The organism is Halomicronema sp. CCY15110, assembly GCF_016888165.1.
Lineage (GTDB): Bacteria > Cyanobacteriota > Cyanobacteriia > Phormidesmidales > Phormidesmidaceae > Halomicronema.
Window position 1 is genome coordinate 1 of sequence record NZ_JACSWC010000219.1, and the last position, 22,443, is coordinate 22,443.

General features: G+C 55.2%; 19 protein-coding genes and 1 pseudogene. 4 read left to right on the forward strand and 16 right to left on the reverse strand.

Translation table 11 applies throughout. The annotated features are described in order from the left end of the window. Positions 1-113 (forward strand): annotated as a pseudogene (locus tag JUK32_RS27445) (IS1 family transposase); the annotation flags it as partial. Positions 114-566: 453 nt separating this feature from the next. Here JUK32_RS27445 and JUK32_RS07860 read toward each other — a convergent pair. The 6 genes from JUK32_RS07860 to JUK32_RS07880 form a co-directional block, all read right to left on the reverse strand. Next, complete coding sequence (locus JUK32_RS07860; protein WP_204138303.1) at positions 567-2,027, reverse strand: Ycf66 family protein; 1,461 nt, start codon at positions 2,025-2,027, stop codon at positions 567-569. 44 nt (positions 2,028-2,071) lie between these two features. Beyond that, a complete protein-coding gene (locus JUK32_RS27990; RefSeq protein WP_255538188.1) occupies positions 2,072-2,206 on the reverse strand; it encodes a hypothetical protein in 135 nt (44 codons plus the stop codon). Positions 2,207-2,309: 103 nt separating this feature from the next. Further along, complete coding sequence (locus tag JUK32_RS07865) at positions 2,310-2,504, reverse strand: hypothetical protein (RefSeq protein WP_204138304.1); 195 nt, start codon at positions 2,502-2,504, stop codon at positions 2,310-2,312. A gap of 320 nt (positions 2,505-2,824) precedes the next feature. Further along, positions 2,825-3,247 carry a hypothetical protein gene (locus JUK32_RS07870; protein WP_204138305.1) on the reverse strand — a complete coding sequence of 141 codons (423 nt, stop codon included), beginning with the start codon at positions 3,245-3,247 and terminating at the stop codon, positions 2,825-2,827. Between the two features lie 112 nt (positions 3,248-3,359). Continuing rightward, entirely contained in the window at positions 3,360-3,722 is a 363-nt protein-coding gene (locus JUK32_RS07875) for an iron-sulfur cluster assembly accessory protein (RefSeq protein WP_204138306.1), read from the reverse strand. 403 nt (positions 3,723-4,125) lie between these two features. After that, positions 4,126-5,034 (reverse strand): YihY/virulence factor BrkB family protein, encoded by a 909-nt coding sequence (locus tag JUK32_RS07880; protein ID WP_309224512.1) that lies wholly within the window; start codon positions 5,032-5,034, stop codon positions 4,126-4,128. Positions 5,035-5,497: 463 nt separating this feature from the next. On the opposite strand from JUK32_RS07880, the gene JUK32_RS07885 reads away from it, so the two are divergent. After that, positions 5,498-7,660, forward strand: coding sequence for a DUF1565 domain-containing protein (locus tag JUK32_RS07885; RefSeq protein WP_204138307.1), 2,163 nt, complete (start codon positions 5,498-5,500; stop codon positions 7,658-7,660). 341 nt (positions 7,661-8,001) lie between these two features. On the opposite strand, the gene JUK32_RS07890 is transcribed toward JUK32_RS07885, so the two are convergent. From JUK32_RS07890 to JUK32_RS07900, 3 genes are all read right to left on the reverse strand, one after another. Further along, positions 8,002-8,547: a DUF3122 domain-containing protein gene (locus tag JUK32_RS07890; protein WP_204138308.1), complete on the reverse strand. Its 546-nt coding sequence runs from the start codon at positions 8,545-8,547 to the stop codon at positions 8,002-8,004. Positions 8,548-8,564: 17 nt separating this feature from the next. Continuing rightward, positions 8,565-9,170 (reverse strand): DUF3365 domain-containing protein, encoded by a 606-nt coding sequence (locus tag JUK32_RS07895; protein WP_204138309.1) that lies wholly within the window; start codon positions 9,168-9,170, stop codon positions 8,565-8,567. 69 nt (positions 9,171-9,239) lie between these two features. Beyond that, complete coding sequence (locus JUK32_RS07900; RefSeq protein WP_204138310.1) at positions 9,240-10,562, reverse strand: NAD(P)/FAD-dependent oxidoreductase; 1,323 nt, start codon at positions 10,560-10,562, stop codon at positions 9,240-9,242. Positions 10,563-10,904: 342 nt separating this feature from the next. On the opposite strand from JUK32_RS07900, the gene JUK32_RS07905 reads away from it, so the two are divergent. Next, complete coding sequence (locus JUK32_RS07905; RefSeq protein WP_204138311.1) at positions 10,905-11,897, forward strand: arsenic resistance protein; 993 nt, start codon at positions 10,905-10,907, stop codon at positions 11,895-11,897. A 91-nt stretch (positions 11,898-11,988) separates the two neighbouring features. Here the strand turns inward: JUK32_RS07905 and JUK32_RS07910 are convergent, their stop codons facing one another. From JUK32_RS07910 to JUK32_RS07930, 5 genes are all read right to left on the reverse strand, one after another. After that, positions 11,989-13,056: an Mrp/NBP35 family ATP-binding protein gene (locus JUK32_RS07910; protein WP_204138312.1), complete on the reverse strand. Its 1,068-nt coding sequence runs from the start codon at positions 13,054-13,056 to the stop codon at positions 11,989-11,991. Positions 13,057-13,281: 225 nt separating this feature from the next. After that, positions 13,282-15,342, reverse strand: coding sequence for a cation:proton antiporter (locus JUK32_RS07915; protein ID WP_204138313.1), 2,061 nt, complete (start codon positions 15,340-15,342; stop codon positions 13,282-13,284). Positions 15,343-15,784: 442 nt separating this feature from the next. Further along, positions 15,785-16,186, reverse strand: coding sequence for a fasciclin domain-containing protein (locus tag JUK32_RS07920; RefSeq protein WP_204138314.1), 402 nt, complete (start codon positions 16,184-16,186; stop codon positions 15,785-15,787). A 109-nt stretch (positions 16,187-16,295) separates the two neighbouring features. Further along, the gene (locus JUK32_RS07925) at positions 16,296-16,457 is read right to left on the reverse strand and encodes a hypothetical protein (protein ID WP_204138315.1); all 162 of its coding nucleotides are present in this window, start codon (positions 16,455-16,457) and stop codon (positions 16,296-16,298) included. Between the two features lie 86 nt (positions 16,458-16,543). Next, positions 16,544-17,842 (reverse strand): CO2 hydration protein, encoded by a 1,299-nt coding sequence (locus tag JUK32_RS07930; RefSeq protein WP_204138316.1) that lies wholly within the window; start codon positions 17,840-17,842, stop codon positions 16,544-16,546. A 184-nt stretch (positions 17,843-18,026) separates the two neighbouring features. Between JUK32_RS07930 and JUK32_RS07935 the strand changes: the two genes are divergently transcribed. Continuing rightward, entirely contained in the window at positions 18,027-18,455 is a 429-nt protein-coding gene (locus tag JUK32_RS07935; protein ID WP_204138317.1) for an NUDIX hydrolase, read from the forward strand. A 37-nt stretch (positions 18,456-18,492) separates the two neighbouring features. On the opposite strand, the gene JUK32_RS07940 is transcribed toward JUK32_RS07935, so the two are convergent. Together JUK32_RS07940 and JUK32_RS07945 are read right to left on the reverse strand one after the other, a co-directional pair. Further along, on the reverse strand, positions 18,493-20,025 hold the full coding sequence (locus JUK32_RS07940) for an NADH-quinone oxidoreductase subunit M (protein WP_204138318.1): 1,533 nt from the start codon (positions 20,023-20,025) through the stop codon (positions 18,493-18,495). Between the two features lie 79 nt (positions 20,026-20,104). Beyond that, positions 20,105-21,970 (reverse strand): NAD(P)H-quinone oxidoreductase subunit F, encoded by a 1,866-nt coding sequence (locus JUK32_RS07945; RefSeq protein WP_204138319.1) that lies wholly within the window; start codon positions 21,968-21,970, stop codon positions 20,105-20,107. Between the last annotated feature and the right edge of the window lie 473 nt (positions 21,971-22,443).

The following is a 22,443-nucleotide window of genomic DNA, read 5'->3' on the forward strand; positions in this document are numbered from 1 at the left end:
TGCCCAGCCAGCGACATCGGGCAGTTGGTAAAGACAGTGGTCAAACTAATCATATTGAGCGGTTCAACTGCACGCTGCGGCAACGGGTCTCCAGGTTAGTGCGCAAGACCTTACAGCGGTTCCTGAGTCTGTGAGGTACAGTTCAAGTCCTGAAGTCCTTTTCACGCTTGAGTTTCAGCTCTAAATTAGTACCTCATCCAGCGGGGAAACGCTATATCCTTTTCAAAAAAGCTCGAAAATCACATTGGCGCAATCTGGTATTTCATCCACCTCTACAATGCATCCTTACAGCTTTAGGACTACCCCGGAATCAATCGGTCTGCCATAGTTTAGACATGGCCGGGCAAAAGTCTCTCGCCCCTCAGGCTACTACACAAATCTTGGCCCTCACCCCCAAGCCCCTTGGGCAGGCGACACCAACAGTCCCCTTCTCCCACACCCGGAGCGGGGGATGAGGGAAAGCTGGTGTGGCAGTAGTTTCATGACTTATGAGTACTTAATAGCGCCTCTCTCCCGAGGGGGCTCGGGTCAGGGGCACAATGTGAAAATCATCTACGCCGAACCGACTAAGCAGGCCAGTTCGTATCCTCGTCATCCGGCCAATTAGTGTCATCATTCCGTGCGGCAGTCGGGCCGGGCGTCGATGGCAAGTCGTCGCGGCGGGTCGTCGTTTCGTCCTTGGTGACAGACCAGTTGGTTTCGTCCTCGGGCCAGTTCGCTGCGTCGACGGCGGCGGCAGGCATGGGCTCAGTGACATCGGGGTCAGTGTCAGAAGCTGGTGGCTTAGTTGGCCGATCGGTCACGGCTGGGCTCACATCGCCAACATCCACCCAATTGGTGTCAGCCTCATCGGTGGACTGATCAGAGAGAGCCGAATCAGGCGCGGGCACCTCTGATGACGCTGCAGGCGATCGCGGGATAGACGGTGGACGGGGCGGAATATCGATCACCGCCCGTGGCGATTTGGTTGAACGGGACGGGCGGGAAGCCGGAGTGGATGTCTCCGACTTTGGCCGGGTGGCGTTTGGATCTTTAGGGATGGACGGTGGGCGGGGCGGAATTTCAATCACGCCCCGCTCAGGCTTTGGTTTTCGCCCCGCTCCTATGAGGTTCCCCACCCAATTCATGATGCCAGTGACCGGATTGGTCTGGCGCGCCAGCTCTGGGCTCCGTTGGTCGCTGAACTGCGGCGATGGAGCGGGACGCGGTGGCACGGCTGCTGCGGCTGTCTGACGAGGCGGCGTGGTGGGTGATTCTGGGGCGGCACTGGGAGCAGCTGATGGCGAAGCCGTGGTGGTTTCGTCGGTCACATCACGGGGTGCGGCAGTTTCTCCGGGCGCGGCAGGCTCAATGCGGGGTGTGGCAGCCTCGGCATCGTCCGACGGAGCGGTAGTGGTCTCGGCGATCGCAGTCTCGGCATCCTCTGCCAACTCTTTGGCTGCCGATGATTCCGGACTGGCTACTGGCTGCTGGGTTGGTCGCTGTCGGCTCGCCACCGTGGCAAACTCTGTCGGCACTGCCTGTCCGTCCCCCGGAGCCGTTTCAAACTCGTAAGCGGGCGATCGCTTGAGTGGGGGCACTTCAGCGGGGGTGTCAGCGGCTGGTATCGCCGCCGCGCGATCGCGCCAATTAGTCACAATTTGCGTGATCGCTCCCCACGTAGCGCGCCCAAAGTTAGCAATATCGTCCAACCGACCATATTGGCGAACGAGCCGCTGCAAATCTTGCGCGAGCTTTTGAATATCGTCCCAAGTTACCGGGGTTTGCACGAGTTCGGGGGTGAGGTCGCGACGCAACGCCAAGGTATGCCAGCCCAGCCCCCCTAACAGCACCACACTCACCAACTGTCCCAGCAGCACAGCCCCGGTGAGTCGTCCCGCACAAAACCACAGCACGACTGCATAAAACAAGCCGAGCCCACTCCAGAAAAAATCTTGGCGGCGGTGCATTTCCGGCACGAAAAAAGCCGCCATGTAAAAACTAAAGCTGCCAATGGCGACGGTGATGGCAAGAATGTAAGCCAGCATGGACGCGGTCGTCTCCAATCAAGTCGGGATCTCCGTTTGCCCTTTCAATTTACAGCGGTTTGGGAAAAGTCATTGCCATCAACCGCAACTGAGATAAATAACCCTGGGGAGGAGGCCAGGAGATTTTTGGAAATCGCTAAAGGCACAAAAAAGCGGCCATCTTTGAGGTGAGAACCCATTGCTCATGTCCAGAGTGACGACACTAGTCGCAAGACTGTTCTGCAGGGATTACCGATGGCCGCGCGATCGCGTCAAATTTTGCTCACAGGTCGCGAATGCTGGCTAAATAATCTCCGTTGGCTCACCATCGCCACCGCGCAAATCATCTGGATCAACGTAGTGGCAACTTGCTTCGTCAACACAGATCAAAGCCCAACCGGACTGCTCAATTCCCACCAGTTCATAAGCCGTCTCTTGAACAAAAAAGCCCTTATGGTTACGAGTTTCTGGCTTAACTTTCACAGTGCGTGCAATCATTTGGATCCTGCTCCGTAATTTAACGTGACTGAATAAAACTCAAGTAAACCTTATCGGTTCATTGAGTAAACCTTATCATTCAGTTCCTGAGGATGCCGTTAAGTTATTTGTCTAATCGTGCTGATCCCTGTTGGTTTCTATGGCTGTTCCCCGCAATTTGCAAAGTATTGGCATGGTTGAGTTATTTGCTCTAAATGAGCTGGATAGGATGACCAAAGGCGTAACATTCCTGCAACATAAGTCGTCAAGTTTGTTTACGGAATGCTCCTCAAAATCGCTGGCAAAATTGGCTGGCGATCGCCTCTAAGCAGTTGGAATGGTTAACTTTCAAACAACCACTTTTGAACTCTTTGGAGATTCTTCCAATCCGGCTTACGGCTTAATCCTTCTTCAAGATTTTGCTGCACTTCCTCTTTCAGCTCAGCCGACAGCGCCATGACTTGGACCGCTTCATCAATATGATCGCGAACGCCTTTTTTACCCGTCTCTAACAGGGCTAAGGCCAGGTTGACTCGCCCCTGCGGATCCTGAGGCGACAACTTGACTGCCTTTTGGGCGGTTTTCAGGGCTGAATTGGGTTTGTCTTCCAAGAGGTAAAGCCACGCTAAACAGGTGAGGGCGGGACTGCTCTTGGGGGCGCGATCGCACACTCCCTTAAAAACCGGAATTAACTCACTCGCACTCGCGCCCGCTTTGTATTGTTCAATGCCTTGCTCAAAGAGTACTTCCGCACTGTCGGTCATGGTTTCACTGATCCAAAATCACCGTCATAAAGCGTACAGCAGGTTCAGCCCCGAAGGAAGCTGAACCTGCTGTACATGAAGCGTAACTGATGATGAAGGGACGAGGGCCGATCTAAGTACCAAATGACTTACCACAGCCACAGGTCTGCGCCGCATTGGGGTTGGTGAACTGGAAGCCACCACCAATCAGCGCGTTGCTGTAATCCAGCATGAGGCCATACAGATAGAGGAGGCTCTTGCGATCGCACACCACCTGGAAGCCATCGTAATCGTAGACTTCGTCGTGCTCACTATTGATGTTGGAAGGATCTTCGAAATCCATCATGTACGACATTCCAGAACATCCTCCCTGTCGCACCCCCACACGCAGGCACAGCGTTTGGCCGCCCTGCTGCGCTTGGAGCAGCTTGACATGGGTTAAAGCATTTTCAGACATCAAAATGCCTTTCTCTTGTTGCGCTGTTTGTGTAGTCATACTGGATTATCGGTGAATACCCTACTGTTTTTATCTCAACTGACAAGACTCGGCGGCTCGGCAACCAAGCCCCAGCATTTCCTCACAGTTTAGCCCAAGTCAATTCTAGTCGGATCAAGCGGTAACGTTGGTTAGCTGACATTCATCGCGCAAGCTAGTGTGAGCGATCGCTCGACAATGCCCGACAGGCCCTTGATTTGGCGAACGATGGAGAGCCGGTGTCCGGGCCATCAGAGAAGCTTTCAATTCCCAAGATTGAGGCTTTCAATGACCGCATATTTGCGAACTTTCCTATAGTTCCGGAGACGAGTAGTTCCGGAGACGAGCAACCGTACTCAACTCTAGAGGCGTTCGCCGCCCCTGGATTGTAGCCATTGCAGACGGGAAGGGAACTGTTGAGTGACTATTTTTCTGGCGTCGGCCTAAAGTGCGGTGAATTTGAAAAAATGCCACTGCGGCTACCAAACAAGTAGGTGTAAACGTAGGTCAATTCACAGCCGAGAAAAAAGACCTGGCAACTCAAAAAGATCCACAGCAGCAGAATCATGACGCTGCCGACCGCTCCGTACGCCAGAAATTGTTCGCCAAAACGAATGATACTGTTGCTCGCCACATGCTGTAGCAGCATAAATAACCCTGACGTCGCGAGGCTGCCAAAAAAAACGTCTCCCCAGCAAATCCGCGTGTTCGGCAACACCCGAAACAAAAGCATAATGATGGCTGAAATACCCAAGTAAGATGTGCCTGTTTGCAATGCCTTCAGCACTAATAAATCATCAATCTGGAAAATGCCGACGGCATTTTCTAAGTTTTGAACAACTTCAATAATGACCTCGATCACAATTTTGGAAACCAGAGACATGAAAATCAGTGCGGAAGTGCTGAGAACCAGCATGAAAGCGAGGAAACGATTTCGCATAAAGTTTTTCGCCGCTGATTTGACTCCAGTTTGATGTTTTTTTTCTAGATCAACTTGCCAAATTTTGTTCATCGATCGCGTCAGCGCCCCAAAGACGCCGCTAGCGGTGAAAAACAAAATCAGAATACTGATAATGCCCGCTTCTAGGCTGTTGCGATTGAGTTGGCTCAGGGTGTTGTCAACGAGAGAATAGGCCTCTGGTGGCAAGCTACTGCGCGCAAACAGCAGCACTTGCTCGGCAGCGCCGCTTTCAGGGCCAATAAAGGCACCCGCAATACTCAAGACGATGAGCACCGTCGGAAATAGCGAGAATAATGCGTAATAGGACAGGGCTGCCCCCATTTCCAGACAATCGTCTCGCTGCCATTTCAGCGCTGTTTGAACGACGAGCACGACTGGCTTAGAGCGAAACAACTGGATCCCAGGTAACTTGTGCAAACTTTTTAACACCAGTTCAAAGCGTTTGAGAGATTTACTGGCCAAACTATTTCCCGTACTCCCTTATCGTTCTCTTGAGACCGGCCCTCGTCAGGATTTTGTCATTCTAGACACTGAACTTTGAAAGTTCAATCAACGCATACTGCGGGTTTCCGACGATTGTTGATTGGGCTCACGATATTGATGGCCATTGGTAGCCCAACCCACACTTATCAATATTATGAGCATAGGGATGACCTGGTTGGCCTCAGAAAAACTGATTAAAGTCATGGATTTTGTCGAGACTCCCGCTTGATTTGGTGGCGGTGCTCCAGTCAGGGCACTACATTTGGGTTAAGTTTGGTGAACACAGTGAATTGCCTCCTGATCTTTGCGTTATTACAATGACGCATTCCCAGGATTTATTGGGGGGAGTTCGATGGCTCGTATTCAACAGATAGTGCCGATGGTGTGTGTCAGTGGCTTGGTGGCCTGGGGCGGCTGGCTGGCAGCCGGGGCAGCGATCGCGCTAGAAAACGCCGATGGCCTGATGTCAGTTCCGGCAGAAGAAGTGGGGGCGATCGCCCAAGTGCCCAACGAGCCAGCGGGTTACAGCATTTTGCATGTGAATGCGGCGGCGGGGGATGATGCCATCGGCGATGGTAGCCAGTTGCGCCCTTTCCGCACCATCACCCATGCCTTAGCGCTAGCGGAGGCCAATACGCTGATTTTGCTGGCGCGGGGCACTTATAGCGCAGCCAGTGGTGAAACGTTCCCCCTCCAGATGCAGCCGGGCGTCACCATTCAAGGGATGGCGGGGCCGAATGCGGCAGAGGTAGCGATCGCCGGGGGCGGCACTTACTACAGCCGCACCGCAGGGATGCAGAATGTCGCCATTTTAGGCGCTGATAACGCGGGATTGGCGAACGTGTCGGTCTCTAATTCACATCCGGAAGGCACGGGGCTGTGGGTGGAATCAGGCAGTCCGATCGTGTTGGAAAACGCTTTTGTGCAAAATGGCGCGACTGGCGTCTATGTGGTTGGGACGGGAGCGCCGGTGATTCGCGGCAATTATTTTGCTGGCAACGGTAAGACGGGACTGGTCATTGCGGGGCCATCGACTGCCCAGGTAGAAGCGAACGTGTTTGAAAATACGGGCATTGGGATCATGGTCGCCCCGGAGTCCGCGCCCTCAATTATCAATAACCGCATTTTTGGCAATCTGGACGGGCTGATCATGCATGCCGATGCCAGCCCCAGACTGCAAGGTAACCAAATTGCTCGCAACCGCCGCAACAGTATCGTGGACTATGCCGCTTGGACAACGGTGACCAACGAAAGGTTGCCCGGGGCCACTCAACCGCCCCCTCCCACCAGGGCAACAACGGCGGCGACGGCCCGAACAATGACGGCACCGCCGACTGGAGCGATCGCCCCCAACCCCGCTGCAGCTACCATGCCCGCCCCGCCGTCGGTTGAAGCTCCGGTGCCGGCTGCACAACCTGCCGCAATACCCCCGACAGCGTCCCTGCCGACTGCCGCCCCAGCCGCCCCACCCGCTGAGAGTCAACCCCAGCCGTTAGCCACTACGCCTGAACCGTTGCCGACTGAGGAGGCCGCCGCAGTAGAAGCAGCGACGGTTGAGACTGCACCGGAAATTGCCGCCGTGCCCGTGCCCGCCAGTAATTTTGACACCCTCTCAGGGGTGGCCTTGGGCGATCGCCTCGGCCAGGAAATTAGCGCCACCACAGACGCGCTGAATGCCGTGGAGATTAGCTGGGTGCCCGCGATCGCGGCGACCGTGGCCCTGGGCAATGTAGATTTGCTACCGCTTCGGGAGGCCGCCGAAACGTTGTCGACCGAGTTTGAACCTGAGGCTGCAATTTCGGTATTACCCGCCGCCACGACTGAGTTAGACGAGACTGAGTCTACCCAGGCTGAGTCAGATGAGGCTGAGTCAGATGAGGCTGAGTCAGATGAGGCTGAAGTCTTTGCACCCCTAGCCTTGTCAGGTGACGAGACGCCAACGGCGATCGCTCCCACCGCCGCCTCGGCCATTGGCTCGGCGACAGCAGAAGTGATTGAAATTGCGGTGATTCCGCCACCGGAGACATCGCTAAAACCGCTCAACTCGTCATCCCCGCGCGGCGGCCTCTCCCAAAACTTAGCCTATGCCCTGGAAACCGGCGAGCATTTGCCAGCCGTACCAGCGGTGCCCAATGCCACGGCGACCCCAGCTGCCCCGATTCCGAATAGCGATCGCCTGGCTGTGCCCAACCGGGATATTCCCTTGGGGTCTGGTGGCAGCAGTCTGCCCGAGGTATTTACCGCCGGAGCTGCCGCTGGTCTACCGACCGATGGGCCACCCCCGCCCCCGTCTTTGGCGACTTCGCTGGGGCTGAACTATAAAGTGTTGGTAGCAGCGGCGGATGATGCGGCGCAAGCTGTAGTGCGATCGCAGGTGCCGGATGCCTTTCGTCTCCGGTTGAACGGACAGGTGTACATGCAGGCTGGCGCTTATCCCACCAGAGAAGAAGCGCAAGCGATGCTGAACCGCTTGCAACAGGCTGGTCTGTCGGCGCAAATCCAAGAAATTCCCTAACGGCTCATGAGAGCGCCGATGGATCGCACCGTTGCGATCGTCAACTCGCTGTCGTGTTTGACCATCCGGCCATTCAGCCTTTAGGGATGCGCGGGTAATGAAAGTACCTAGGGATCTGCAACTAAATAAAGTACCCGTTCAATCCGGTTTCGACTTCGCTCAACCTACCAGTGTCGAGAGTTGAGCGGAGTCGAAACTCGGTTCATGGGGATCTTTTTTGCGCGCAAGTCCCCTACTCCAGACACGGAACTGACCCAGCCACCCAGCCACCCAGCCACCCAAGCACTGCCGTTACCGGGATGTTATTTTCCCGCCGATCCCTTACTGCATGCGTCGCCCAGTTAAGCCTCGGTGCCAAAGCCAGGAAGTTGCTGCCACTCTTGCAAGGCTGGGGGGGGAATCAGAAGTAGGATGGGCTCGCCATCAATCACTGGAATCTGGAGTTCCAACGGAATGGCAGGCTGAATGTCCGCGAGGACAGCTCCCAGGTCGTATTGCCCGATGTAGGGCTCGGGGGCGGCTTCATCGGTGAAGATTTTGGCGGAGGTGTCCGCCGCCGTGAACACGTGACCGAGGGAGTCCACTAGCCGCAGCGGTTGGGTGCGATCGATGTCCGCCGCACCGGGAAAGCCCACCAACCGCAGGCCCAGAATCTCGGAATCGTCGGCTTTGTGACGTTTGAAGGCGATCGCTTGCCAGCGTTGATTGGCTTCATCGCGCAGGGTGATGCGGGTTTGATAGAGCACTTGCCCTGGCCCTTCTTCAATGGTGCGGATGGCGGCGTGGGCGGCCTGAGCAAACAGCGTCAAGCTCAGCAGCAGGATGAGGGCGATCGCCATGAGTCGTTGGCCATGCCGTCGGGATGGCCGCAATGGGGATAACAACATCAAAATTCTCTCTAAATTTATTGCACAGCGGTTTCAATCGCGGCTTTGACCTCATCGGGCACAAACACGGCATACATGCCCCGCAGGTCGCCCACGTTGAAATCAAAGGCTTTGTCGTCGGGATATTTCGCTTTCACAAAGTCGGGGCGATCGCCCTTCGCGCCGTGGCAAGCGAGGCAACTGGCTTCGACATTAATGCGACGGTAGTAGCGCAGGCCGGATTGGCCGTCAATCGTTTCTCGATCCCAAAAGCCCATCACATCAGGATTGGCTTCAAAACGGTTTAACGCCGTCCGCGCCTGGTCATTATCGGGCGCGTGGGCGGGATTACGGTACTTCGTGGCAATTTGCTTTACTTGCCAGCCGTTTTCTTGGCTCAGCTGCTTGGCTCGCATCCCCACAGGTTTGCAGACCTGCTTAAAGGTTTCCCCAGTCGGCATCGCGTCACTGCCTTCCAGGGTGGAGGCAAGGCCTGATCGCATGGCGTCGAGGTTTTCAATTGCTTGCACGGCGCGGCCCAAATCGGCGGGGAGGGGGGCAGCGATCGCCGCCGACCCTGAAGTCAGCCAGCCACCGGCAATCAACAATAGGGTGACGCTCCACAGACAAAAACGTTGCAACATTGAGTTCTCCTGATAATGATCAACGACCGGAGACGAGCAGCGATTAGCGAGTCTCAGGCCAGCAGGTAATTATTGTGATAAGACTGGGGTTTCTTGGGGGGGATCAGTGGGTTGATTGGGCACTGTCTTTTTAATGAGCGAGATGCCAAACAAGGTTTTGAGCCCCAGCCATTCAAACCACGGGACGGCAGCACCAAAGCGCATTTTGGCCAGGTAATAAATTTCAAACGCCTGCTTGGCCCAGGGCACCCATCGTCCCCGCAGGGTAAAGGAGCGATCGTACCGCCCCGTCGCAGGATCCGGCAGCACCGGATTCGCCATAAACACCAGGCCATCGTTGCCAAATTCGGCAAAGCAAACCGCGCCCAGAGTCGCTTTCACCGGGGCCGACTTGATAACCCCCAAGTCGCGGGCAATGTTATGCGCCACCGCCATGCCCATGCCTTCGGCCATTTCGCCACTTTTGGGTAAACCAATGGGCACTGAGGTCACGTCAGGCTGGGCTAAGTGTGACGCGACCCCCAGTGAGTAGATATTGGCAAAGTCGGGATGCTGTTGGGTGGGCAGCATGGGCACAAAGCCTTTGTCATTGGTCAAGCCGGGCACGTCGCGCAAAAACTGAGCGCCATAAAACGCCGGCAGCACCATGGAAAACTTGAACGGCAAGCGTTGACCATCGGCCAAAATCATCGTTTCTGGCTCTACCCGCGCGATCGCGGCATTATCAACAAACTGAATATCCTTTTCGGCCAACAACTTCGAGATCACCTTATGGGCGTTATGGACATCGCGCACCCCTAAATGGCCGATGTAAGGTTCTGGCGTAACGAGGGTAATCGGCACGCGATCTCGCAAGTGCCGCTTTCGCAGCTCATGATCGACGGTCAGGGCAAACTCATACAGCGGCCCAAAGCAACCTGCACCCGGAGCTGCACCCACCACGATCGGTCCCGGATTTGCCAAGAGTTCCTCCCAAGCCGCCTTGGCCTCTACAACGTGGTGAGGATTACACACCGAGTGGGTGTAGCCCGTTTCTGGCCCCAAACCTGGCACGCGGTCAGTGGCCAATTGCGGCCCCGTGGCAATCACCAAGTAGTCGTAATCGAGGGTCTGATCGCCAGCGGTAATGGTCTGCTGGTGCGGGTCCAAGTGGGTAGCCTTCCCGTGAACGAGTCGAATACCTTTTGACGGGACGATGGCATCCAAATCTAATTGCACATCTGACATGGATTTATGGCCAAACATGACCGCAATCAAGCCTGGGGTAAACGTGAACTGAGCCTTATCAGAGATCAGCGTGACCTCGTGCTCGTCCTTAGACAACAGATGTTGCAGCTCATACGCCGTTGACAAACCCCCTAAACCGGCTCCGACAACCACCACATGTGCCATGAAATCCACCTCTTTCTGAAAACGATTGAAATTTTCTAACGGTGTCCCTGGACGAGGCCGCTGGCTTAGCCAACAAACACGCAGCAACCAGGCATCAACAGGAACTTCATTCTAAAGCTTTACAACTAATCAGTTATGTATTCATAATATGGCTACATGAATGTTTGTCAATGGTCTCAATTAGGTTTTCTGTCGGTAAAGCGCAAGGCTCAACCCTGAGCGGTGGCCCGGCAGGCGACGCTGGCTTTAACGGCCTCCTGGGGTTGTCCCGGGGATGCTAGTAGCTCAGTCAAACAAACAATTGGTCATCTTGATGAAATTTGCACGCAAGGAAGAAAGTGTATGTGGACTGTCATTGCCTGGCTTAAGAAGAATCTGGTCTGGTCAATTCCGATATTTATGGTGGCCGGGTTGATTTTTGGGGCGATCGCCAACCCGGCGTTTCTGAAGGCCACCATCATTCCCCTCACCTTTTTAATGGTGTATCCGATGATGATTAACCTCCAGGTGCAGCAGGTGTTTTCTGGCGGCGATACCAAAGTGCAGCTGGTCACGCAGTTCATTAACTTTGCGGTGGTGCCGTTTGTCGCGTTTGGATTGGCGCAGGTCTTTTTTGGCGATCGCCCCTTAGTCGCGTTGGGCTTGCTGTTGGCGTCGCTCTTGCCCACTAGCGGCATGACCATTTCGTGGACGGGGTTTGCCAAGGGCAACATCAGCGCCGCTGTCAAAATGACGGTGGTTGGCCTAATTTTGGGGTCGCTGGCTACGCCGTTTTACGCCAAGTGGCTCATGGGCACGGTGGTCGAAATTCCCATGGCGGAAGTCTTTAAGCAAATTGTGGTGATCGTCTTCTTGCCGTTGATTTTGGGTGTGCTGACGCGAGTGGTGCTGATCGCGCAGGTCGGTCAGGCCAAGTACAACAAAAACCTCAAGCAAAAGTTTCCGGCGTTCTCCACGCTGGGCGTGTTGGGCATCGTGTTTGTCGCCATGGCGCTGAAGGCCAAGGATATTTTGTCGAACCCGATGATGTTGCTGTCGTTCCTCGTGCCCTTGGCGATGCTCTACACCTTCAACTTTGTGTTGAGCACCGTGGTGGGCAAACTGGCGTTTAACCGGGGGGATGCGATCGCGCTAGTGTACGGCACCGTCATGCGTAATTTGTCCATCGCCTTAGCGATCGCGATGACCGCCTTTGGCAATGAAGCGGGGTCGGAAATCGCCATTATTATCGCCATGGCCTACATTATTCAGGTGCAAGCGGCGGCCTGGTATGTCAAATTTACCGATCGCCTGTTTGGGGCCGCCCCGGCTGAGTTGCTCGCGTCTGAAATGTAACCGCTTTCACCCAGGCGGTGAGGTTTGCCCCAATATGGCAACTCCACCGCTGCATCTCAATGCGGTTGAAACATCCTCAATGGTCGGCCCGTTAGGACGCCAACGCCGCGACGGAGACTTTGCCTGCGACGGATTTGGCAATCTCCACTAAGGCCTTGGCAGAAGCACTTTCTGGGTGCTGCACCACAATGGGGATACCGCGATCGCCCCCCTCGCGCACGTCCATCTCTAGCGGCACACAGCCAATCAGCGGCACACCCAGTTCCGCTGCCGCTTTTGCGCCGCCGCCGGAACCAAAGATGTCGTACTGCTTGTCGGGCATATCGGGCGGGATAAAGTAGCTCATGTTCTCCACAATGCCGATCACAGGCACTTTAAGCTGTTGGAACATCTTTAGACCGCGCCGCGCATCGGACAGGGCAACTTTTTGCGGTGTGGTGACAATCACCGCGCCCGCCATCGGAACGGCTTGAGCTAGGGTGAGTTGGGCATCGCCGGTGCCTGGGGGCAGATCCACCACCAGATAATCCAGTTCGCCCCAGGTGACCTGGTAAAGAAACTGGCGAATGACACCGTTCAACATGGGGCCACGCCAGATCACCGGCTGGTCGCGATCGATCAAAAAGCCCATCGATACCATTTTGACGCCGTGGTTAAAGGCGGGTTCGAGCACTTCCCCTTGCGCGCCTTGTTGCACGGTCACATTGGCGCTTTCTAAGCCCAGCATGGTGGGCGCATTGGGGCCATAAATATCGGCGTCGATCAGGCCGACTTTGGCCCCGACCTGAGCCAGCGCCACCGCCAGATTGACTGCGACGGTGCTTTTGCCCACGCCGCCCTTGCCGCTGGAAACGGCGATGATATTTTTGACGCCCTCAATGCCCTGGCGATCGGGTAGAGATTTTTGCTGCGGGGTCTCGGCCGTGACTTCCACATTCACCGACTTGACACCCGGCAGCGTCCGCACCGCCTTTTCGCAATCTTCGACGATGAACTCGCGCAGGGGGCAGGCGGGCGTGGTCAGCACCAGAGTGAAACTCACGTCACCGTCATTGACGGCCACATTGCGGATCATGTTGAGCTCGACCAGACTCTTTTGGAGTTCGGGGTCTTGCACGGGGCGTAGCACTTGCAGAATGGCGGGGGCATCCAAAGTCATAATCAGGGGTTCTATAAAAGCAGCAGGAATATCGGTTGATAAAGTCGCTTATCCCTTCATCTTAAAGGGTTGGCGGTCACCCCAACGGGGAAAGTCGGCTAGTGGCGCTGAACAATTTTGCATGGACCGTATAGATGGCACTAGGCATGGGGATGGCTTGGTCCTGAGTGGAGTCGCTGGGGGGATGGCTGCGACTCCGCGCCGCCAGCAGGGTCGCTGAGGCGGTTACGAATGCGGTTCACCAAACAGAACCACAGAACAGGTGAGGTCATCGATGACTCGATGGGTGACATCGCTGACTGCTAACCCCGCCGCCGTGCGTCGCCGCATCGATCGCAAAATCACCAGATCCACATGGCGAGCGGCAGTCAAAATGACGGCTGCGGGGTCATCATGGCGGACACATTTGATCGCGTGTTCCACCTGGGGACCTTCGGCCATGATCGTGCGCAGTTGGCCTTTAAAGAGTTGAATATCTTGAGCGGAATGGGTGCGATCGCTGACGTGCAGCAAGGTAATGGTGGCCTCATGGGTGGCTGCAAAAATTTGTCCAAAGCGGATCGTGCGGATGGTTTGCGGCGTCATAATCTTGACGGGAATCAAGATCCGTTTCAGGTCAATGGGAGCTTTTTTTAAGCGGGTCACCGCCACCGGACAGTGGGAGGCCCAAAACACATTGTCGATGACGCTACCCAGGAGACGCGCCCGTAACCCCTCGGTTTGACTACGTCCCATCACCACCAGTTGCGCATGGTGTTCGCGGGCGGTGCGGCTGATGCCATCCGCCAGATCATCGTCAATGCGAAGTTGCGGACGGGCTTCGGTGCCGACGGCCTCACTAATGGCTTGGGCCGTTTGCAGAAGCTGCTGGTGATGATTTAGCACCGCCAACAATTTTGGGTCATCCATGTGGGCATGGGCGGGGGCGATCGCCAGGGGCACCACATAGCCTTTTTCATATTGGGCGATAAACGCCGCCATTTCAATCAAATAACGCTGGGTTAAAGGATTAGCCAGGGGCACCACAACCACAAACGGTGTCTCCGGTTTCCCCTCAGTTTCGAGCCAGTCATCCCAAGTGGTGTCTGCCGCGACTAAAGGCCCGACAGGGAGAGGCAATTGACTGGCAAAGCGGCTAGTTGTGGTCGAACCGACTAGGGACGTGACCAACATCAGCACAATCACCGCGTTGAACACCGGAGCCGTGATCAGCCCCACCTGTAACCCCACTAACGCCGCCGCCAAAGTCGCGGCCACCTGCGGCAACGACAGTGACCACATGGTCAAGATTTGCAGGCGGCTATAGCCAAACCACAGGCCCGCGATCGCGGCGGCCAAAAACTTGGTCAAGATCAGCGTCAGCACAATGCCGACAGTTAACCCCAGGTGATCGGTGAGCGCTTCAATAAACACCGGCACATCGAGCAGCAGTCCCATGCAGACAAAAAAGAAGGGAATGAAGAGGACGCTGCCAAAAAATTCCACCTTTTCTTTTACCGGACCATCACCTAAGACGCCGTTCACCGCCAAGCCAGCGAGAAACGCCCCTACGATCTTGTCGACATTGATCACCTGCGCTCCCACCGCGACCAAAAACACCGCTAGCAAGACGAACAAAAATTGGTTGCCCTGTTCACTGCCGGTGCGGCGAAAATAGAGCCGACCGACCCAGTTCAGGCCAAACAGCACGGCAGCCGCATAAACGGCTAATCCCACCAGTTGTAAAGTCAGTGAAAATGGCGAAAAGTTGCCTCCTTGGAGAGAGACACACACCGCCAGCACCAGCAATGCCGCAATATCAGTGAAAATTGTTGCGCCGACGGTGACGGTGACGGACTCATCACGGGTGACCCCCAACCGCATAACGATGGGATAGGCCAGCAGGGTGTGAGACGCCATCAGTGAGCCGATGAGCACCGCCGCTACCCAGCCAAATCCCGTCCAGCGCCCCAACAAAATGCCCCCCATCATTGGGATGGCAAAGGTGAGGAAGCCAAAGGTCATGGCGCGATCGCGGTTGCGATTAAATTCCTTGAGATCAATTTCCAGGGCCGCGACGAACATGAGATAGACCTTGCCAATATCGGCAAACAGTTTCTCAATGTCACCGGCCGGGTCGAGCAAGCCCAGGACACTCGGCCCCAGCAGCACCCCCGCCAACAATAAGCCGACGAGCCCCGGCAACCGGATGCGCTCGAACAACGGCGGCAAGGTGAGGCTCACCAGCAACAACGTGGTGAAAGCCACTAGGGGATTATCCACCACCAATTCCCGAATTCCGTCCACGGTCGCCTCTCCTTGCGCTGGCGATAGTCGCGCAGCGATTGAGTTCTGATTTCTATTATCAGCACAGTCCTCGTCAACGATGAAGCCGACGGGATAGAAGCGCCGATGGGTCATCATTTAGATCCGTCGCTGTGGGCGATCGCTCCCAGCTCCGCGCCCCCCACAACAAAAAGTGGGTAGGACGGTGCCCTACCCACGGAGATACAGGAGTTTTTAAGGAGATAACGACTTCAGCCAAATCCCAGTCTTTAGCGCGTTTTCAAGCAATCACACCCAAAAGAGTATTTACGCTTTTCTATGACACTTCGGCCAGGGATATAGCCTTGTCTATGTGTTATTTCACCAAAAATGTTCGGATTTGGCAAGTTTAGAAGCCTTAAACTTTTTATGGTTGCCATTGACAGATGAGCCAAAAGACTTTTCTCACCACAAGATGGACAAATCATCCCATCAAAATCACGTTGTCGAGGACATGAATGATACCGTTGTCGGCTTCGATGTCAGCCGCCAGCACAGTGGCGTTCTTTACCTCAAACCCTTCGGTGCCGTCAATGGGAATCGGCGCGCCTTCGACAGAATCAATTTGCCCCATTTGGATCAACTCATCCTTGGTGTGCTTGCCAGCGGCCACGTGGAAGGTCAGGATGCGCGCCAGCTGCGGGGGGTTTTGCACGAGGGTCTGCACGGTGCCTGGGGGCAGCTTGGCAAAGGCGGCGTCATTGGGCGCAAACACGGTGAAAGGCCCGGCGCTTTGTAAGGTTTCGACGAGGCCAGCGGCTTGTACAGCGGCGACTAGAGTCGAAAATCCTTCGGTATTGACTGCAATATCAACGATGGTAGGCATCAGAGTGACTCCTGCATGAATAGAGAAACAGTGAACATAAACAAACGGACTTCGCCCTTTTGGCTAAAGGCATGGCGATCGCTCCCTGGCAAGAAGGGCCGAATCGCGCCTAATCCAACTCGATAGCGGGGCCTTCGAGCCAGGCGACGTGGATGTCGGGCAGATTGACGGGGATGAGCGGATAGGGCACTTGGGACATGACTGTCAGCCCCGCGATCGCGATCGCGCTGGCCGCAAAGCAGGGATCCAAACGATCTAATAAGCGTCTCATCGCTACTTCCTCAAACCGTGGTGAAACAGATGCAAAAGTAAACGGCACCCAGCCAGGTTTTGGCGCTAGTGATATCCCCGCCGCTGCTAGCGATAGTCTGAACTTTGGATGTCGCGCAATCGGGCTTCGGGCCGCAGAAAGCGATCCATCTGCGCCTCAAAAAACTCGCGATTGGCCTGACGATGACGAGGATTTGGGTCATCCAGCGGGTACAAGAGCGCCGTCCGCAGGGCTTGAATCACTGCCGAAGTCACGTTGTACATCGATCGCTGGAAGGTAATGCCCAACTGAATCAATATGTCGTCTTCGCCTCGACAATAGTCCTGGTAATAGTCCAACAGATAAGGAGGCAAGAAGTGCAGCATGTCTTGCATCAGCAGCGTGGGAGGAATGCCCGCACTGCCCACGGGGAAGACATCCGCATACAAAATACCGTAATGGAAATCGTTTTGATCTGCCGGAACTTGCCCCGCCTGGGCGTTGTAAGACTTGGTACCCCGGAATGGTGCCGTGCGGTAAAAGACTGATTCCACATAGGGCAACGCCGCTTCGTACAACCAGGTAAAGCCCTTGGATTTGGGAATCAGCTCGAAGCATTCGTCACCAACATAGACGTGGTGATAAATGGGCCGACCCGCCACCGCAAAGATGCCATTCACCAAAAAGTCCATGGCGGCGGGGACACCGGCAAAGCCACCTTCGTCATAGATGTCGCTCATCTCAAAAAAGACTGGGGCCATCACTTCCCAAAACAAACCCAGATTTGAGTAGTAAGACAGTTCCCGACATTTTTCGTAGAACATTTCGGGGAACAGCTTATGTAGCCCCAACATTAGCGGGTTGCGCTTGAAATAAGCTTTGATGGCGCGATCGCAGTTCGCTTTGTATTCGTCGGTGTATAGAAAATCGTTGTAGCGCCCGCCCATGTCCTGATGCCACAACATCGCCTTCATGCAGGCTTCGGCAAATTCCATGTTGACGCGATCGTGCCAGAGGTGATGAAACAGCTTGGGCAGCTTGCGCTTGACCTCACCCTTCTCCATGAATTCCAGCAGTTCCGGGTGGGCGGTGGCTTCACCGCGCCAGATGCGCAAATCGGCAGTGTCGCCGGCATAGTGGTTGTGCAGATCCAGGTATTCCTGGGGCAAGAAGTATTTGAACGCCGGGAGCGGATCAAGGAACACCCGCTCGGCAATGTAGAGCAAATCACGCCAGTAAAAGTCCATCGGCACGGCGTACGCCTTATAGATACCGATAATTTGCATCAGGTTTTCCGGCGTGTCGGGCAGCATCGAGCCGCCTGCCTCCAGCCGATGAATCACATCCGCATGGGGATGATTCGATGGGGGAATGATGCCAGGTTTTTGAGTGAGGGTGGTGGTCATAGTTGTTGTTGGGTAGTCAGGTGGACGGGGGGAGGGCGTCGTCGGGGCGAGGCATTTTGGTTGTCACGTTCTGGATAAATCAATAGCGTGATTCACAGAAGGCCTTGCCCTGATGGAATGTGGGCGGATCGCCATTCGGGCCGTTGTTCGCGATGATGGGAACGGTCATATTTCGGGAAGCGTTATGGGTAAAAAGTCACGCATTCGAGCATTGGCGATTTGCATCCTCCGCGAGGGCGATCGCCTGCTGCTGCACGAGGGCGTCGATCCGGTCAGGGGCATCCGGTTTGGGCGACCGCTGGGGGGCGGCATCGAATTTGGCGAACACAGTCGTGATGCTGTGGTGCGCGAAATTCGCGAGGAGCTCGGGGCGGAGATTACCGATGTCGAGTTGCTGGGCATCATGGAATCGATCTACGTCTACGAAGGAGCACCGGGGCACGAAATCGTGTTTGTGTACAGCGGTCGCTTTGTGGATGAGAGCCTTTATGAGCGCGCGAGCTTAACTGTGACTGAGGGCAAACGCCAGTTTGAAGCCTATTGGCGATCGCCCCAGGATCTCAAAGAGCAATCTATTCTGCTAGTGCCAGAGGGCATCGCGGATTTGCTGTAAGCCCACCTCGCCAAGTCCCCATCAGCTCTTCTTGCGGCTAATCCAACACTTGGGGCGCACGGGGCAACTCCGCCACCAATGGCAGCGCTGGCGTCTGCAACTCGGGCGTAGTTGTGGGCAGGGTCGCCACTAAAGTAGCGGCGGTCGATTCGCTCCAGCGCACGAGCCAGTTCGGCTGCAATCCCAAAAATAGGATCAGCGAAGCCAAGATCCAGGCCGGAAAGCGCTCAATAAAAGTCACCTTGGGGAAGTAGGCAATGTCGTTATCCAGCTTGCCGAAGCAGGTGCGGTTCAGCAGGATGACGAAGTACACCGCCGTCAGACCTGTACCAATGACACAGAGCAAGGTTTGCAAGGGATAGCTGGCGTAGCTGCCCTGAAACACGAGGAACTCGGTAACGAAACCCACGAGCCCCGGAATGCCAGCACTGGCCATGCCCCCCAACACCAACAGGGCGCTGGTCATCGGCAAACCCCGAATCGGATTCATCAAGCCATTCAGCACATCCAGCTCGCGGGTGCCCACTTTGGCTTCCACCACCCCAACCAGGTGAAAGAGAATCGCCAGAATCAAGCCGTGGGAAACCATTTGGCTCACCGCTCCGGTCAATGCCAGGTCAGTCATGGCTGCGCCGCCAAGCAACACGTAGCCCATATGACCGATGGAGCTGTAGGCCACCATGCGTTTGATGTCTTTTTGAGCGATCGCGGTAATTGCGCCGTACAACACACTGACAGCAGCCCACACCGCTAGGTAGGGAGCCAGCACCGACCACGCATCGGGAAACATGCCTAACCCAAAGCGGAACAAACCATAAGTGCCCAACTTGGCAAGCACCCCCCCCAAAATCATCGCGACCGGCGTGGAAGCGGCCACATAGGTATCAGGTAACCAGGTGTGAAACGGCACTAAGGGAATCTTGATGCCGAACGCAACGAGCAACATCACCAGCAAGATGATCTGACCAGCCAGCGGTAGTGTGTCGCCCAAAGCGGGTGTGTAGGCAAAGTCCGTGTGCTCAGTGAGCCACACCGTCGCCAAAAAGGCCGCTAGCATCAAGGCCCCAGAAACCGCTGTGTAAAGCAAAAACTTCGTGGCCGCATAGTTGCGCTTTTCGCCGCCCCAAATTGCCACTAATAAATAGAGGGGCACCAACTCGATTTCGTACAGCAGGAAAAAGAGCAGCAAGTTTTGGGCCAAAAAGGCTCCGGCTACCCCGCCACTGACGAACAACATGAGGGCGTAAAACAGCTTGGGTCGCTCAATCTCAGCGGCACAACTCCAAAGCGCCATCCAAGTGATGAGGGAATTCAGCGCTACCATCAGCAGCGACAGGCCATCCAAGCCCAGCTCATAGTTCAGCCCCAACAACGGCAGCCAGGGAAAGAACTCTCGAAACTGAAAGCCAGGGGTGTTCAGATCAAATTGCGTAAATAGCCAGATCGTCCAGAGAACGCTGATGCCGGTAATCGTCAGGGCCAGCGATCGCGCTTGCTTGCCCGTGACTTGCGGCAATAGCGCAATGGGCAACGCGCCGATAATGGGAAGCCAGATTAAAACACTCAGCATGGTTTTAGGTCAGTAAACGTGCGCAAAACAGGAGAAACTTCGGAATGCATCAAGTCCGCTCAGAACAGCGAACCCCGGTCTAGGGCGTAGCAAAAACTGCCGTGAAAATGCCCGGTAAATACTGCCAGCTCATAATGATGCTGATGACTGCCACACAAAAGGTGATCGTCAGCGCGTAGAACTGTAGACGACCACTGTTGTTGTATTTCAGCGCCTCCCCGCTAAAGACTGACGCCAACCCAACGAAGTTGACAAAACCATCGACCAGGTAGCGATCGAGCCAATCCGTGAGTCGGGATAATAGGTCAACCCCCAACACCACGCTAGAACGATAGAGACGCGGCGTATAAAAGTCGAAGGCGAGCAGATTTTGCAACGGCGCGGGCACCAACTTTTCAGGGGATTCCACCCGGCGGCCAACAAATAGCACCGCCCCCACGGCAAAGCCTAAAAGGCTCGACCAAATTAACGCGACCCCCATGTCTTTGTTCAGCATGGCCCAGTCGGGTAGCAGCCCCAAGGTGCTGAGAATTAACGGGAAGTGCAGAGTAAAACCGACGGTAATCATCATGGGCACCACCATTAACCAAATTGGCTCCGGCGAGCGAATGGTCATCTGGTTGACTGGCCCCGCAAAAATCAGGCCAAATGTCCGGGCGAGGCCAAACGCCACAATCCAGTTAACGGTGAGGGCGATCGCCACCAGCAGAAGCTGCTGACTCTCCCATAGCCCGGTCACCAGCTTCAACATGGACCAAAAACCGCCCAGCGGTGGCAAAGCGACGAGGCCAAACGCCCCGACCAAAAAGGCGAATCCAGTCACGGGACGCCGCCCCCACAGTCCCCCCATCTGAGTGACATCCTGGGTAATGACGCCCAAAATAATCGAGCCCGCGCCCATCACCAGCACTGCCATCGCGAGCGCATAGGTCAGCACCAACAACAATGCGGCTTCTGGCTGCTGAGCACCCACGGCAATAAACACCAACCCCATATAAGTGCTCGACAAATAGGACAGCACTCGCTTGAGGTCGATCTGGGCAACCGCAATCAACGCTCCGCCCACAGCCGTAATGGAGCCGATCGCCGCCGTCACCGCCAAGACCAGAGGCGACAGCACCAACACCGGAGACAGTTTGAAGAGAATCCAAGCCCCCGTTGCGACCACCACCGCATTCCGCAAAATCGTGCTCGGCAGCGGACCCTCCATCGCTTCGTCTAACCACAAATGCAGTGGAAACTGCGCACACTTACTCATCGGGCCAGCAATTAAGGCAATGCCCAGCAGCGCCATAACCTTGGGATCAACTTCAGCCGTTTGCGCCCAGACCGCCAGTTCTCGAAAGTCCCAGGTATGGGCCAATGGGTAAATCGCGAGGACCCCCATCAACAGAATCAAGTCGCCAACCCGCTTCGTCAAAAAAGCATCGCGCGCCCCCGTCACCACCAGCGACTGGTTGTACCAAAAGCCCACTAGCAGGTAAGTGCCCAGCGTTAAAACTTCGAGTAGAACGTAGGCAAAGAATAGAGAGTTGCACAATACCAAGGCGCACATGCCCGCTTCAAAAAAGGCCATGAAGGCAAAGAAGCGGCCCCAGCCCCAGTCCATTTCCAGATAACCAACGGCATAAATTTGCGCCAGCAGATTTAACCCAGTAATGAGGATACAAGCCCCAATCGTGATGGCCGAGACCTCCAGCGGAATGATGAGGTTAAAGTCGGCGACATTCAACCAGGGCACAAAGAAAAATTGGTCGTTAGACTTGCCCCACAGCGCAAAAAAGGCCCAAACACTATGGGTAAAGGACAAAAACGTCATCAGAATGTTGACGTAACCAGCCGGACGGGGGCCAGTACGACGGATGAAAGCGGGTGACCAAGGAATCGTTAGCAGCGTCCCAATTAGGGGATATACCGGAATTAGCCAACTCGTTTCGGTAATCATGGACGGTCTCGATGTGATGTCAGCGGGTAATTAGCTAAACCTATGGCAATCTATTTCAGAGAATAAGACTCCCTGCCCTAGCTGAAATCAGCTTGGACAAAGCGAATGTCAAGGAGTAAGGCGCATCTATGGCAGCGCCGATTAGATTGAAATAAGTCTATGCAATAGCTAGTGTAAAGGCTCTCAGGGGCCTTCGTCTAGAGGTTTATTGACTCAAGCCAATTTATAATTCAGTCCTCATTGATAAACATCGATAATAGATTCTTGCTGCTGTGACGTCTCACTGTCTGTCTAGCAATGAGGGAACTGACTGGAATTGAAGCCGGTCTAGTCAATCAAGTCTGCAAACCCTGCTGTTCTCGTTGGACGTTACGACATGACTCATTGGGATGAGTCATGTCTGACGGTTCGCCGAACTCATGCCGTCAGCTGTCCAGTTTCCAGCGTGGATAGGGCAATCCCGATGGGACTCG